Raw genomic sequence first — 14,701 nt, 5'->3', positions numbered from 1 at the left:
TAGTGCAGACGAATCAAACGCAACAAGCCTCTTCATTGGGGGTGCCAGTCGATGCGCCGGAGCAAATCTCTGTTGATCGTTCACAGAAAAAGAGTGAGTAGCTCGGGCGATGGGGACGTATAGAACCCTTGGATCTCAATTGCTTTGTTGACCGCTGACTGCGGTGGTTAACAGCGGCGGCGTGTAAGAGGTAGCGAGCGGTTTTGACTCGCGTGCAGTGCCGCACGATCGAATGCGAACGTTGCTCGGCTGCACCTTGGCATGTGATGGCGCCGCGTTACAGGCCTTTGCATCGCGTTTTAACGCTTTTGGCTGTCTGGCTGCGCAGCGGTCAGGTCGCCGGTGTGATGGCCGATCGGTTGCCAACGACGATTTGCTTTGCGAACTTGTCTCGCGATCACGGCGGGGGATGCTCCGAAACGGATCAAAGGGGTCAGGCCTCTTTGATGACTGTTTAGGTTCGGGGTAGAATGGGGTTTTCTGTTCTTGGAGGATCGAGCCAATGCCGAGACCACCACGAGCCGACGAGGCGGGCGGACTGTACCACGCCCTCAATCGAGGCAATTTGCGCGCGACCATCTTTCACAGAGACTCTGATTAAGGGGCGTTTGAGCGAATCCTGCACGAAGCTTTGCAGATTCATCAGATCGAGTTGTACTCGTTTCAATTGATGCCGAATCACTATCATCTGGTTCTGCGTCCGCTCGTCGATGGCGAAATGAGTCGTTTCATGGCTTGGGTGGGTGGCACCCACACGATGCGCTACCATGCGCACTACCACACTGGCGGAATGGGGCATGTCTATCAACAACGCTACAAAAGCTTCCCCATCCAGGACGATGACCATTTTTTTGTGGTTTGTCGCTCGCGTCGAGCGAAACGCCCTGCGTGCGGGACTGGTCGACCGGGCCGAAGACTGGCGGTGGAGTTCTCTGTGGCGTTGGCTTCGCAAGCCCGAACCCCAGCAGCCGCTGTTGTCCCCTTGGCCGCCCGCGCGGCTTCCAGGTTGGGTCGAGCGTGTCAACACGCCCTTGTCCGAGGGCGAACTGCCAGCGGTGCGGCTTTCGGCCCAGCGTGGTAAACCCTTGGGAGACGACGGCTGGGTCGAGTCGACCGCGCGTCGACTTCAGCCGGAATCAACCATGCGACCAAGAGGCCGACAGCGAGTTCGATTTCCAAAGACACCTGACCCCTTTTGGTTTGTCAAGAGGCCGATGGCGCGTCGAACTGCTGCAGGATGTCTGCGCTCGGTGAACATATCTGAGCTGCAACTTTCGGAGCGGTGGGACTAACCACGCCCGCGCAAACGCTGCTGCAAATCGGCTTCCAGGCTTTCCAATTCTGCGATCGTTCGTGAACGGAGCTCACTGGAGCTGGATTCTGGCTGCCCGAGCAGCGACTGTAGGAGCCGTATGCGTCCAACGAGTTCCCCTCGTGCTTCCCCGCGAGCTTCACCTCTCGCTTCACCTCGAGCCTCCGCAGCTTCCAGCCTTGCCTGCTCGTCACGCTGCATCTTCAATCGCGATTGGTAGTAGCGTCGTTCTTCGGGATTCTTGGCAATCATCTCTAAAAATCCTGCGGCTTCAGCGAATACGGGCTCGGGCAAGTGCCATACCAAGTCTTCTGCGGTCAACGTGGCGGCTCGCCGGAAGAAAAACGTCCACTGCTCGACCGGGTCCGTGATCACTCCATTATCCGCTGGCGAGTCGTACTTGGGCAACTCCAAAAGATGAACCTGCAGGCAGTCCGTCAGCCGTATTCCAGCGGTGGTGCGTAGCTGGAAGTCGTGGTGGATGCCGGGAGTCTCCCTAAAAAGCACAGCATCCAAAAAGTGCAGCGTGATCGCCGGGTGGTCGGGGCTTCCCAGCAGCAGCTTGCAAGCGAAGTCGACAGTGGGGTCGATGCCAATGGTCATTGTTACCAGCCTGGGCGTCGAGCGATAATCGGCGGGTTGAAGCCAAAGCGACTGCGCCATCATTTTAGTCGATCTCCGCGAATGTCGCCCACTGTCCACGGCCAAGAACAACAAGCATCGCGGCAGCTACCCGGCGCGTTGCCGGATGTGCAAACGACCGATACAGCCACTGGAGCAGATTGATGGGCCGCTGACGCTACGGATCTTACCGTATCTGATTCAGTTGATCGCCTGGCTCGGCGGCAAGACGGATGGACCACCGAAGATGGTTCCCTTGCTGGTTCCGGAGCATCTGCGTTCGGTGTTCACAACAGTGGTCAAGTAGAAGTGCATCATCGAATACCGAGCTCAAGGCCTGACCCTCGCGAAGCGATTCCCAGCTAGGCCGCCGTTGAGGCCAATGAAAAAGACCAGCCTGCCGGCGGCAGGCTGGTCTTTTTTGTTTTTCACAGGCTGGAAGCCTATGCCACTGTTCACAGGCTGGAAGCCTATGCCACTGTTTATCACAGGCTGGAAGCCTATGCCACTGTTTATCACAGGCTGGAAGCCTATGCCACATTTACTGCGGCGTGGGCTCGTAGTGCTGCGTCTGGTCGGCGGGTTGGCCGAGGCGAATGATCATGCCGCCGCCACCGCGCTGTTGGTTCGAACCATACACATAGCCGGCCTTCAGTGCGCTGCCGATGCGTTCGTCCATCTCTGACAGGTGCGCCTTGGTGTAGACGTCCATCTTGTCGTCGCACTTGGCGATCGACTTCTGGATCTTGCCCTGTAACTCGCGCAGTTCCAGACGAGCCAGGTTGCTGATCGGCTTGTGAGCCGCGGTGTCGCTGGCGTTGTCGAGGACCAGGTCCAGCAATCGTTCCAGGTGTTCACGCTGGAGGTTGCGGCGGAGGCTGCTGATCATCGGCCGGCGATCGTTGCGATCCGGTGGGCATTCCGCTTCCAGTTCGCTCCAGACCGCTTGGCTGACCGTGTCGAGCAACTCGGGCAGCGTCAGCATGTCCTGCTCGGCCGGCACACGCAGTTCGTTGTCGTGAACGCGGCGAAGCGTCGTCGGGTTCAACAACAGCGTCAGCGAGGTGGCTTGGATCCCCAGGATGCGATCGTGAATCGGCCATGCGCCTTCGCTGCTCATCGTATGACCGGCGCCGCCGTCGAGCCACTTGTCGGCGGACATGCGTTCCAGCAGCGCGGGCGTCAGGCCGTAGGCTTCGTCGTGGAACGTATGATCGATCACGAACTGCATCGCTTCGCGCTGCTGTTCGGCGGGAACGACTTCCACGGGCGAGCGATTGCCGGGGTCACCCTTTTTGTCGCGATGGATGAACGTGCCGCCCACCCAGTTGGCCATCATGCTGACCGATCGCGATTGCAGGCCCAGGGTCAATTCGTAGCCGCGCCGAGCTTTGGCCCAGCTGTCGCCGTCTTTGACGAATTTGTCCAGGATGCGTTCCCGATACAAACGGATCAGCTTGGTTTGTTCCTGAGCGTACTCCAGCGGGTATTTGCCGAAGTCGTAACGCCGGGCCAAGGGGTCGGGACCACTGGTGTCCTCGTCGGTGGCGTACTGCAATTCCGGTTCGGAACAACGCTTGAGGATCTCGGATAACTTTTGGTCTTCGAACGTATAGCCGTACTCGATGGCCCAGAAATCGTAGGGGCCGAGGCCGATCATCGCATAGTCACCCTGGGTTTCCCCGGATTCGTAGCGGTAGTTGATCGGGGTGTAGTCCATGACCGAAGCGGTAAAGGTTTTCTTGCCCTTCAGCTCTTCGCTGTTGATTTCGTCCATGGTGTACAGGCCCGAAGCTTTGAAGTTGTGACGCAGGCCGAGGGTGTGTCCGACTTCGTGGGCCACCAGGTCGGCCAGCAACGGTCCGACGAACCATTCGGGCATCCCGTCGAGCAACTCTTCGTCGCTGGCGACTTGTTCCTCTTTGTCGTCAGAGGCTTTTTCTTCGTCCGACGATTCGTCCTTGTCTTCGGCATTATCGTCCTTGTTGGCCGCATCCGCTTCGTCCGCGGCGTCATCGTCGGGCTCACCTTCGCCGTCTTTCTTCTTTTTTTCCTCGTCCTCTTTCTTCTTCTTTTCGTCCTCGGTCGCTTTTTCTTCGAGCAGGGTCAGGGCCCAGTTCATCCGCGCCAGGGCGAGGTCCAGGTTGCGACCGCTGGCCGCCATACACAGACCGTTTTTCTGGCTGACCCGGCCGTATAGACCGTCGAACTCGTCATCGCCGAGCAACCGCGGATCGGCGGCGCCGAAAGCGTGACCGGCCAGCGGTTGGCGGCTCAACTGAGCGGCCTGAACGCGACGCTGGTGAGCTTTCGAGGGCGGGGCGAAGCGAACGCGCGGGTCCCAGTTGGGATGTTCACCCAACCACGCCAGCGTCTCGGGGCTCATCCCTTCCATGGCCAACTGGGGCATCAGGTCGTGGAAATTGAAACGGAAGTGGCGGATCCAACCGTCGGTCAGGACGATGTCGGCGTCCAAGATCTGGCCCGTTTCCGGATGCACGCGGCTGGGGCCGATCGCGGTGCCGATGTCGTTGTTCAACCAGCGGACGAAGTTGTAGTTGACATCCTCGGGGTCCTTTTCCATGTGAGCCCCGCTGGCGGCATCCTGGTATTCGACCACGATCGCATCGATCAGGCCGACTTCCTCGAAGGCTTTGTTCCAGTATTCGATGCCCTGCTTGACCCACCGCCGGTAGCGAACCGGAGTGGTGTGTTCGATGTAGAACCGGATCGGCTCTTTGGGCGGGCTCAGCTTGAGCTTGGGATCGCGTTTTTCCAGGTGCCAGCGGTTGATGTAGCGGACACGGGTTTCGTCGTCGTCGTACTTGGCGAGGTCGGAAAACGAGGTCGTGAAATAACCCACGCGAGCATCGGCCGGACGCGGCTTGAAGCCGTTGCCGGTCGAGGGCACTTCGCTGATCGAATAGTGCAGGGTTTGCAGACGCCCGCTACGGCCGACAATTTCGAAAGCCAGTTCGATATTGTCCGGAAAGACTTTGGCCTTATCGATGCTGACCAGCCGCGAGTTGCTGATCCGCACCGTGGAACCGAAGAACTGGGTGGCGTTGCCGACGAACAGCGCGTCCAGATCGATGACCGGTCCACCGCTGGGGCCGTTGGCAAGGATCGGCACGTCCAACAGGACCTGGTCGGTGAACAGCCGTTTGACCGAGGCTTTGGCTTCGGCATCGCCGGTGGCCCGGACCGACAGGTTCGGCGCGATCAACGCCAAGCGATCGTTGTACTTCCGCCATCGGACCACCCAATCACCCGATTGCAGGCCGGCGTAGCGATCGCCACTGCTGACCGTCAGGGCGATGAAGTAGCGTTTGGACGCGAAATTTTTGGGCAGTTCACCCAGTAGTTGCGCTTTGTCCTCGTTCTTCCAGACCTTGAACAGCCCCTTGGGATTCTGCTGGTCGGCCGAAGTCACCTCGGTATACCCTTCGGAGACTTTGCTGAATTCCGCCAAGTCCGCCGATGCCTTCGACGCACCGGCCGTCACCAGGACCCAACCGGCCAAGAGGCCAGCCCAATAATTGGTGGTCCTAAGCATCGAGAAACGAGTTTTCATAAATGGTTTTCCAATGGAACGTTGGGAGAAACAATCGACCTGGTCCCGCCACCAGTCGAAGAGGGGCCGCAAGCAGTTGAGTAACTCTAGGATACGCCACGGCCAGAAGCGGCAGTGCAAGCAATGCAGCGGGAGGGCTGGTAGGTATTGTAACCGTTACCGCCAATCTTACCCGATTGATCCAACCCGGCAAACGTTTTTCAGCGGCGGTAGAAAGTAGCTCGGCTGTCCCAGCCGAGGCGGTGGTGATTCTCGGCTGGGACAGCCGAGCGACTATGGGACAGCCGAGCTACTATGGGACAGCCGAGCTGCTTGGTCACAGCGAAGCGTGGATGATGAATCCCAGGATCGCGCCGATTAACAGACACAGCGGAACGGCGATCGCCAGGGTGATCGCGACGGTCAGCCCGACCGTATTGCTGGCCGCTGTGGGGAATGGGCCGGCGCCCGATCCGGGCAGCGTTGATCCGGGCAGCGTTGATCCGGGCAGCGTTGATCCTGGGAGGGACGATTCGGGCAGCGGCGGGGGGGTGATGTCCACCGGACCGCTGATCGAGACGTCGTCGGAGGAGCTGACCTGGGGCGTTGGGGGGTCTTCGGGATCGCCGGCATCGCTTTCCGCTGGCGGCGGCGGCGTGGCCCAGTGCCCGTCGTCGAACGGCCGTTCGGCGATGTCCCCGATGCCCCCGGCCCAGGGCTCCAGCCGCTCGGCAACTTCGGCTGCCGTGGCGATCCGCCGCTCGGGATCCTTTTCCATCATGTCGGCGATGATTTCGATGAGTTCCTCGTCCAGCTCCGGAACGAACTTTCGCGGGTGCCAGGGGGTTTCTTCGCAGTGACGACGACACTTGGAAATACTGTCGCCGCCGGGATAGGGAACTTTGCCGCACAGGGCGTAGTACATCGTGCATCCCAAGGAATAGATGTCCGAAGCGGGCCCGACCTGGCGGGGGCTGCGGATCTGTTCGGGCGAGATGTAATCGACCGTGCCGACGATTTTTCCGGCGCGGGGGTCGTCCTCCAGGCCCATCGACCAGGCTGCCAAGCCGACGTCGGAGACTTTGGCGTGTCCTTCAGGGGTCACCAGAATATTGCCGGGTTTGACGTCGCGATGGACCAGGCCCAGGCGGTGGGCGTAATCCAGACCCAGGGCCGCCTGCATGATCACCGAGGCGGCCTGGTCCATCGGCAGGGGACCGCGGCGACGCACCAGGCGGCGGAGGTCCGTCCCCGGGACGTACTCGGTGACCAGGTAGTGCACGCCGCCGTCTTCGCCGGCATCGAACGCGCGGACCAGGTAGGGGCAGTCCAGCCCGGCTTGCAGGCGGATCTCCCGCAGGAAGGACTCGCGGGATTCGGGCGTCGAGCGTTCGGCCGGCAGGACTTTGACGGCCGATTCCCGTCCCATCACTTTGTGAACGGCTTTGAAGACTTGTCCCATGCCGCCTTGACCGATCCAGTCGGTGATCACGTACGGCCCCAGCGTCAACTTGCTGCGTCCGGCCATCAACTGGACCGCTTGATAACGCGTCAGGATGCCGGCCTGGATAAACCATTCGGCCAGCCGTTCGTCGCGCTGCCGCAGGCGATGCTCGGGATCGAGCGATTCGTCGCCGGACGATGCACCGGCCTTTTCACCCGGCGATGCACCGGCCTTGTCACCGGCTTTGTCACCGGGCGGCAAGCCAGGCCGCTCGCCCGAGTCCTCCCGGGCCGGTTCGCTTGCGTCGCGGGAAGGGGCGGTCCGCTGTTCGGCCAGCTCGGCGGCCATTTGCCGGTAGACGGCCTGTTTGGCGCTTTGCCACTGCGTTTCGGTCACCAAGCCGCTCAAAATGGCTTTGACGTGAAACTGAGACGGCTTCACCGAGGCGTTCACGTGGTACCAAGCTCCTGGGGCGGAAAAGATCGAAGGCAGCCAGTCAAAATACTTGCTCGGCGGCTCCAAGCCTAGTCGCGCTAGGTTCTGATCGGCACAATCGTTAAAGCCTCTCCAAAGCGTCGCGGTGGGCGGTGACGCTTAGCCAATTTCTCCGGAATAGCGATTCTGCACCGGCTGCGGCGACGATACCTCCAGCTAGAACGATGGGGTCATCGCTTCGCCAGCTCTCCCCGACCTTCGGCACGCTTCCTCCCAGGGACTTCGCCGGCAGCCGGGGGCGAGCGAACGTCTTACAGGTAACTGTGGGAGCGTGGCACGCATGTCCTCGACGGTCCCATTTCAACCTTCCTCCCTTCCTGGAGACCTTCCGATGCGAGTACTTGCACCTGTTTTGTTGGCCGCTGCGATGATCATCGGCAGCTCGGCAAACGCCAGCGCCTTCGGCCTGTTCGGCCACCACTTCGGTAGTGGTTGCGATTCCTGTTGTGACGCTCCGGCTTGCGAACCGGTCTGCGGCTGCGAAGTCGCTCCCGCTTGCGGCTGCGAAGTCGATCCTTGCTGCCCGCCCAAGCGTTCGCTGTGCGATCGCCTGAAAGGCATTTTCAGCAAGAAGCACAGCCACCACGATTGCTGCGAGCCGGCTTGTGGCTGCGAAGTGTACAGCGAACCGGCCTGTGGCTGCGAAGTCGCCGCCCCTTGCTACGCCGAACCGGCTTGCGGATGCGAGCCCGTTTGCGCTCCCAAGAAAGGTTGTGGCCTGTTCGACAAACTGTTCGGCAAGCGTCACCACCACCACGACTGCTGCGAGCCGGTTTGCGGCTGCGAGCCGACCTGCGGATTCTAAGTAGCGATCTCTGTTTCGCTACACCCAACTGCGACGCACCCGTTGCGTCGGAATCACCCACAACCCGTCGACCGCCAGCCGGTCGACGGGTTGTTGCGTTTTGGCGCCGGCAAATACCGAATCAGGAGCTGGAAAGAAAATAACCGCCGAGGTCGCGGAGGAGCGCCGGGGAGATTGCGGTCATGCCCTCCGCTCTGCGGTATATCTTGACCGGGACTGCTAAGCACGTCGGCATAAATCTTTCGGTGAAACCCCGCGACAACACCCTCCCGCGCAGCGGGAGAGTAAAGCCGAATTAAATGTTGCGACGTGCTTAGAAGACAACCAGATCTTGGCCGTCCGCGGGGATCACTCCGCAGCGTTTGGCTTGCTGCGACAGCGCCGCGAGGGCTCGACGGCCTTCCTCACCCAGGTCCACCGTCCAGTCGTTGACGTACAGTTCGACGTGCTGCATCAAAACGCGGTCGTCGAATTCCTGGGCGTAACGACGCATCTGCGGCAGAGCCGAATCCGGATCCTCGAGGGCCATCTCCAGCGATCGCCGCACCACGTCCTGGATGCTGTGAATCGTCGCGCTGGGCAGGCTGCGGCGAGCGACCAGGCCGCCCAGCGGCAATGGCGATCCCGTGGTCTGTTCCCAACGCGTGCCGAGGTCCTCGACCAGGCTGAGCCCTTCCTGCTGCCACGTGAATCGACCTTCGTGAATGCACACTCCGAAATCGGCTTGACCGGTTTTCAGTTGCGGCATGATCTCCGAAAACACAACGTGATCACTTCGCGTACACCCGCCATAAAACAACTGGTACAGCAGGGCGGCGGTGGTGTGGCGGCCGGGCAACAAAGTTCGCTGGTCCATCGATTCGGGACGCGTTTCCGGCCGCGATGCCAACAGCAGCGGGCCCACGCCAAACCCCAACGCCGATCCGCTGGGCAACACAACCGTCTGTTCGCCCAGCAGCAACGCCGCATGAAAACTGGTCTTCGCCGCAGCGAAATCGCCCGCGAACAAGCGGTCGTTTAATTGCTGGATATCCAACAATTCAATCTCAAACCGCAGGCCGCCGGTGTCGACACGACCCTCCAACAAGCCGGCAAACGCAAACGTGTCGTTGGGACAGGTCGAGATGCCCAACCGCACCGTGGTCGGGCCCGAACCGGAAGTCACAAAGGAGGTCGCTGGAGTCATCGGAGTTGCAGGTCCTGAACGATCAATTTGCTGGTGATTCGGCTGGACTCGTAGATCACCGGCAAACCGCTGCCGGGATGCGTTCCGCCGCCCACCAGGTACACGCCGTCCAAGTCGCCGAAGCGATTGCCGGGACGGCGGTGCAGCATTTGGCCAAGGTTGTGCGCCAGATTAAACGTGGCGCCGCGGTAGATGTGATGCTGGTCCTGCCAGTCGGCTGGCGTGATCATGTGTTCGACGCGAATCCGTCGCCGCACGTCCTCGATACCGATCTGGGCCAGCCGATCCAGAACCCGCTCGCGATACGCCGGTGCCTCACGCTGCCAGTCGATCGACGAGTGCATGTGGCTGACCGGCACCAACACGTACAGGGTGCTATGTCCCTCGGGAGCCAGCGTGGAATCGGTCACGCCGGCGTTCTGCACATAGAACGAGGGATCGTCGCTGAGGCGATGGTGTTGTTCGATGTCCTGTAAGTTCTGGTCGTAGTCGGCGGCGATGTGGATGTTGTGATGAGGCAGGTCGTACCGGCCTTCGATGCCCAGGTACAACATGAACGTGCTGCACGAGTAACGTTTACGCTCCAGCGTCCGGTCCTTCCAGCGGCGCCGCAGGCGATTCGGAACCAGCCGCTGCATCGCGGCGGCAAAGTCGGCATTGATCACGCAGGCATCGGCCGCATAGCAATCCTGGTCGGTCTCGACCGCGGTCACTCTTCGGCCGGCAAACTGAAACGCTTTGACCTCTTCGCCCAGCCGCAGGTCCACGCCCATCTGGCAAGCGATCTCGCCCATCCGCTCGCTGACTCGGCTGCATCCGCCGATTGGATGATGGACGCCGTATTCGTATTCCAGATGCGACAGGATGCTGAACAGGCTGGGACACTGAAACGGCGACATCCCCAGGTACTTGGCCTGGAATCCAAAGGCGATCACCAGCCGCGGGTCGCTGAAGTATCGCTGCAGTTCCGCACCCAGCGAGCGCATCGGATGCAGCTGGCCGGCCGCCTTCAAGACCGACGGACGAAGCAGGTCCCGTGCGGAGTGAAACGGCGATTCGAGGATCGGACGAAAGCGGGCCAGTTTGCCGCGATTGTCATCCATGTAGCGTCGCAGCTGGCCCACGTCGGCCGGGCTGAGCGCGGCGATCTCGCGGTCCATCGCGTCCATGTCGGCCGAACAGTCCAAGCGGCCGCCGGCGCCAAAAGTCAGCCGGTACTGCGTCTGGAGACGCCGCATCGGAACCTCTTCCTGCAGCGAACGCCCCACCGACGCGAAGATCTCTTCCAGAACGCGGGGGTACAGAAAGAACGTGGGGCCGCAGTCGAAACGGAATCCTTCACGCTCGATCGCCGAGGTCCGCCCGCCCACGCGCGGCTGACGTTCCAGGACGGTCACGTCCGCGCCGGCGTGCGCCAATTGCATCGCTGCGGCAAGGCCGCCCGGGCCGGCTCCCACAATCACGATCTTGCGGTTCTTCAACGGAGCCTCCCGGGCACGCTAGACGTCGCAGTGGACTACGGACATACCGCCGCGCTGTCGGCGGCCGCATCGACCGATTCGCCGCGGCGCCAATTAGCAAAATTGTCCGGGTCGCGATGGACGCGGTGATAAGTGGTGTCGCGTTCGACCGGTTCGCGTCCCGTTTCGGCGATCAAGTTCTGGATCTGCTCGACAGTCAAATGCTCGGGCGTGGTTGCCCCGGCGTCATGATAAATCAATTCGTGCCGCACCGTACCGTCGATGTCGTCGGCGCCGTACTGCAGCGCGGTCTGGGCGGTGCCGATCCCGAGCATGATCCAGTAGGCCTTGATGTGTTGGATGTTGTCCAGCATCAAACGGCTGACCGCCATGGTTCGCAAGTCCATCAGGGCCGAGGGCTTTTTCAGGTTGTCCAGTTTGGTGTTTTCCGGATGGAAAGCCAACGGAATAAACACCTGGAACCCGCCGGTACGGTCCTGCAATTCGCGCAGCCGCATCAGGTGGTCGATCCGGTGATACGCCTTTTCCAGATGCCCGTACAGCATCGTGCAGTTGGTTCGCAAGCCGATCTCATGGGCGTTCTGGTGGATGTCCAGCCAGGCGTGCGTGTTGGCCTTGTGCTCGCACAACTGGTCGCGGATCTCCGGGTGAAAGATCTCGGCACCGCCGCCGGGCATGCTGCCCAGGCCGGCCTCGCGCATATCCTCCAGCACCCAGCGGACGCTTTTCTTGGTCTGAAATTCAAACCAATTAATTTCGACCGCCGTCCAGGCCTTCAGATGGATCTGCGGATAGTTCTCATGCAGCAGCGAGATCAGGTCGCGATACCACGTGTAGGGACGCTGGTGGTGCAGCCCGCCCACGATGTGCATCTCGGTGCAGCCGTTGTCGGTGGCTTCCTGGCCCCGCGCCAAGATCTGTTCGTCGGACATCGCGTACCCTTTCGGGTCGCGGAGGTCCGACCGGAACGCACAGAACCGGCAGCGGTACACGCACACGTTGGTGGGATTGAGGTGCGTGTTGATGTTGTAGTAGCCGACGTTGCCGTTCTTCTGCTCGCGAACGTAGTTAGCCAACATGCCGACTTCCTGCAGCGGCACCTCCGGGTCGTACAACAACAGCCCATCGTCCAGCGACAGTCGCTGGCCGGCTTCGACCTTGTCTCGGATTTCGCGAAAGCGAGCGTTTCGTTCGGTTTGATTCATGATTTCCGCATTCTAGAGTCGTGGCAAGCGAGCGACCTCAGACCAGGTAGCTGTCGATTCCGGCCGCCACCAGGATGACGATACTAATCGTCGCGTTGACATGGAAGAAGGCCGTGTTGACGCGCTCGAGGTCGTCGGGGCGTACCAGGGAATGTTCGTAAAGCAACAGGGCCGCGATCAACGCCAGCGCGACGTAGTACACCGTGGCCCAGCCTAAACCGTCTTCGATCCACGGCAGCAACAGCAATCCCACCACCATCGCCCCGTGGCAAACGGCCGCCAGACGCAGGGCACCGGCCGTGCCCAGTCGGGCCGGAATGCTGCGCAGGCCCGCGCGGCGATCAAAGCTTTCATCCTGACAGGCATAGATGATGTCAAAGCCGGTCACCCAGAGGGCCACCGCAGCGGCCAAAATCACCGCTGGCCAGAGCTCGGCCGGATCCTCCAAAAAGCTTTCGCCCCGCACCGCCAACCACACGCAGATGGGCGCCAGGCTGAGCGCGATGCCCAGCCACAGGTGAGCGGCGGACGTAAAGCGTTTGGCCAAGCTGTAGCCGCACAAAAACGCCAACACCGGCAGGGCCCCGGCCAAGGGGATCCAGTTGGGCAGGAACAAGGCACAGGCCAGCACAAACCCCACCGCACACGCGATCGCGAACACCGTGACTTCGCGGCGGGAAAGCAAGCCGGCCGGCAGATGACGACCGGCCGTACGCGGATTGGCCGCGTCGATCCGGCTGTCGACCAAGCGGTTGAACGCCATGGCGGTGCTGCGCGCAAACACCATGCACAGCAATAGCGCCAAGGCCTCGATCCAGCCGACACTCGCGGCCGAGCCATCGGCCTCCGGGATGCGCAGCGCCATCAGCAGCGCAAGCGCCGCAAACGGCAGAGCAAAGATCGTGTGGCTGAAGCGAATCATCTCCAGCATCATCCGCAAGCGACCGCGGGTCGCGGGAGTCGTGGTCGCGGTCATGTTTCCCCCCAACGATCGATCAACCGGTTCGGTAATCCCAACTGATCCAAAATGCGCCCCACCACAAAATCCACCAGGTCCGACAGACTGCTGACGCCGTGGTACCAGCCGGGCATGGCCGGCAACACGACCGCTCCCGCGCCGGCCAACCGGTGCATGTTCTCCAGCTGAAACACCGACAGCGGCGTCTCCCGGGGCACGATGACCAGTTTTCGATGTTCCTTCAAATGCACTTCCGCAGCTCGCTGGACCAGATTCGCCGACGCGCTGCGAGCGATCGCACTCAGCGTGCTGCCGCTGCACGGGCACACGACCATGCCGGCGGTCAGGAACGATCCGCTGGCGATCGGCGTCATGTAATCCTGGTAATGGTGGTAGTGGATCGCATGTTCCGCCGGCGCAGTGGTCGGTGGTGCCGAGCGGTTTGCAGACGCATCGCCTTCGGCCTTTGCCCACTCCGGGCGGTAGTCCAGCAGCGTTTCGGGCCGGAACCGCCGCAGATCCAGCTCCAAGCCCAACTCCTGCTGGATCACGGTCGCGCCCGAGGGGCTGATCGTCAGATGCACGCTCCGCTGGGCCGCCGCCAGAACCTGCAGCAGACGCACCGCGTACACCGCTCCGCTGGCCCCGGTGATGGCGACCACGATCGGTTGTTCACTCATGCCGGTTTGCGTCCCTCGTAGATACTGGCCACGCCGAAGGTCAACGGTCGCACCCGCGTATCGGTCAGGCCGGCCGCCTGCATCCGATCCAACAACGCTTGTCCCGAAGGAAACTGGCCAACCGATTCAGGAAGATACTTGTAAGCCGACTTGTCATTGGATGCGAACCACTGGCCGATGCGGGGCAGCACGTACCGAAAATAACCGCCGTAAACCTGCTTGAGCACCGGCAGCGTGGGTTGGCTGAACTCCAGCACCATCACCTGTCCGCCGGGTTGGCACACGCGGGTCATTTCGGCCAAACCGCGATCGGTATCGGCGACGTTTCGCAAACCGAACGCGACCGTAACGCACTGGAACGCCGCGTCGGGAAACGGCAGCGCTTGGGCGTCGGCTTCGAGGAACGTAACCGGTGCGGCCGCGGCCTCGTCCGCAGCATCGGCCGTGTCGCTCGGGCTGGCAGAGCGACCGGGCGAGCGCACCGCCGCCGCTTTCTGCTGGGCGATCTGCAGCATGGCGAAACAGAAATCCGAGCCCACCACGGGGACTTCCGGATACCGCCGGCTGATCGCCAGGGCCAAGTCTCCGGTTCCTGTGCAAACGTCCAGGATCGGAGCGGTGCCGTCGACGCGCAGGCGCCCCACCGCCGCTCGCCGCCACAGGCGATCGATATTCATCGACAGCAGATGGTTCATCGCGTCGTAGCGGGGTGCGATTTGGCGAAACATCTCGCGCACCCGCGCGCCGCTCTTGTCCAGCGGCGCGGGGGTTTTGTCCAGCGGCGCGGGGGTCTTGTCCAGCGGGGCGGGGGTTTTGTCCAGCGGCGCGGGGTTTTTGTCCAGCGGCGCGGGCGAGGCGTCCGGCTGGTCCGTGGGCACGTCGCTCGGGGGCTGGCCGGGCAGCGGGTCGGAAAGGTTGCCTGGATCGGATGAAGGCATGTTTTCGGTCGCGGAAATGGCTC

The 14,701-nt window shown here is 61.7% G+C and carries 11 protein-coding genes; 2 read left to right on the top strand and 9 right to left on the bottom strand.

Features of this window, described 5'->3' with window-relative positions; all coding sequences use genetic code 11:
- Positions 1–631 precede the first annotated feature (631 nt).
- The gene (locus GE027_RS23635) at positions 632–1,081 is read left to right on the top strand and encodes a transposase (RefSeq protein ID WP_390621565.1); all 450 of its coding nucleotides are present in this window, start codon (positions 632–634) and stop codon (positions 1,079–1,081) included.
- A gap of 207 nt (positions 1,082–1,288) precedes the next feature.
- Here the strand turns inward: GE027_RS23635 and GE027_RS01670 are convergent, their stop codons facing one another.
- From GE027_RS01670 to GE027_RS01660, 3 genes are all read right to left on the bottom strand, one after another.
- The gene (locus tag GE027_RS01670) at positions 1,289–1,915 is read right to left on the bottom strand and encodes a PD-(D/E)XK nuclease family transposase (RefSeq protein WP_162006532.1); all 627 of its coding nucleotides are present in this window, start codon (positions 1,913–1,915) and stop codon (positions 1,289–1,291) included.
- A 559-nt stretch (positions 1,916–2,474) separates the two neighbouring features.
- A complete protein-coding gene (locus tag GE027_RS01665) occupies positions 2,475–5,507 on the bottom strand; it encodes a zinc-dependent metalloprotease (RefSeq protein ID WP_237607164.1) in 3,033 nt (1,010 codons plus the stop codon).
- Between the two features lie 316 nt (positions 5,508–5,823).
- Positions 5,824–7,383, bottom strand: coding sequence for a serine/threonine protein kinase (locus GE027_RS01660; protein ID WP_237607163.1), 1,560 nt, complete (start codon positions 7,381–7,383; stop codon positions 5,824–5,826).
- 373 nt (positions 7,384–7,756) lie between these two features.
- On the opposite strand from GE027_RS01660, the gene GE027_RS01655 reads away from it, so the two are divergent.
- Complete coding sequence (locus tag GE027_RS01655) at positions 7,757–8,230, top strand: keratin-like protein (protein WP_153555410.1); 474 nt, start codon at positions 7,757–7,759, stop codon at positions 8,228–8,230.
- A 313-nt stretch (positions 8,231–8,543) separates the two neighbouring features.
- Here the strand turns inward: GE027_RS01655 and GE027_RS01650 are convergent, their stop codons facing one another.
- The 6 genes from GE027_RS01650 to ubiE are packed head-to-tail and all read right to left on the bottom strand — an operon-like array spanning position 8,544 to position 14,678.
- A complete protein-coding gene (locus GE027_RS01650; RefSeq protein ID WP_153555409.1) occupies positions 8,544–9,416 on the bottom strand; it encodes a 1,4-dihydroxy-6-naphthoate synthase in 873 nt (290 codons plus the stop codon).
- A complete protein-coding gene (gene crtI / locus GE027_RS01645; protein WP_153555408.1) occupies positions 9,413–10,897 on the bottom strand; it encodes a phytoene desaturase family protein in 1,485 nt (494 codons plus the stop codon). The genes GE027_RS01650 and crtI overlap by 4 nt, the downstream gene beginning before the upstream one ends.
- Positions 10,898–10,932: 35 nt before the next feature.
- Positions 10,933–12,102 (bottom strand): aminofutalosine synthase MqnE, encoded by a 1,170-nt coding sequence (gene mqnE, locus GE027_RS01640; RefSeq protein ID WP_153555407.1) that lies wholly within the window; start codon positions 12,100–12,102, stop codon positions 10,933–10,935.
- Positions 12,103–12,139: 37 nt separating this feature from the next.
- Positions 12,140–13,078, bottom strand: a complete 939-nt coding sequence (locus GE027_RS01635) for a UbiA-like polyprenyltransferase (RefSeq protein ID WP_153555406.1) — start codon at positions 13,076–13,078, stop codon at positions 12,140–12,142.
- Entirely contained in the window at positions 13,075–13,740 is a 666-nt protein-coding gene (locus GE027_RS01630; RefSeq protein WP_153555405.1) for a UbiX family flavin prenyltransferase, read from the bottom strand. Before GE027_RS01630 ends, GE027_RS01635 begins: the two co-directional genes overlap by 4 nt.
- Positions 13,737–14,678 (bottom strand): bifunctional demethylmenaquinone methyltransferase/2-methoxy-6-polyprenyl-1,4-benzoquinol methylase UbiE, encoded by a 942-nt coding sequence (gene ubiE, locus GE027_RS01625; RefSeq protein ID WP_153555404.1) that lies wholly within the window; start codon positions 14,676–14,678, stop codon positions 13,737–13,739. Before ubiE ends, GE027_RS01630 begins: the two co-directional genes overlap by 4 nt.
- Positions 14,679–14,701: the final 23 nt, after the last annotated feature.

Source organism: Roseimaritima sediminicola (genome assembly GCF_009618275.1).
GTDB classification, from domain to species: Bacteria; Planctomycetota; Planctomycetia; order Pirellulales; family Pirellulaceae; genus Roseimaritima; species Roseimaritima sediminicola.
Note: the sequence above shows the minus strand (reverse complement) of the source record. Positions and strands in the feature narration are given on the sequence as shown.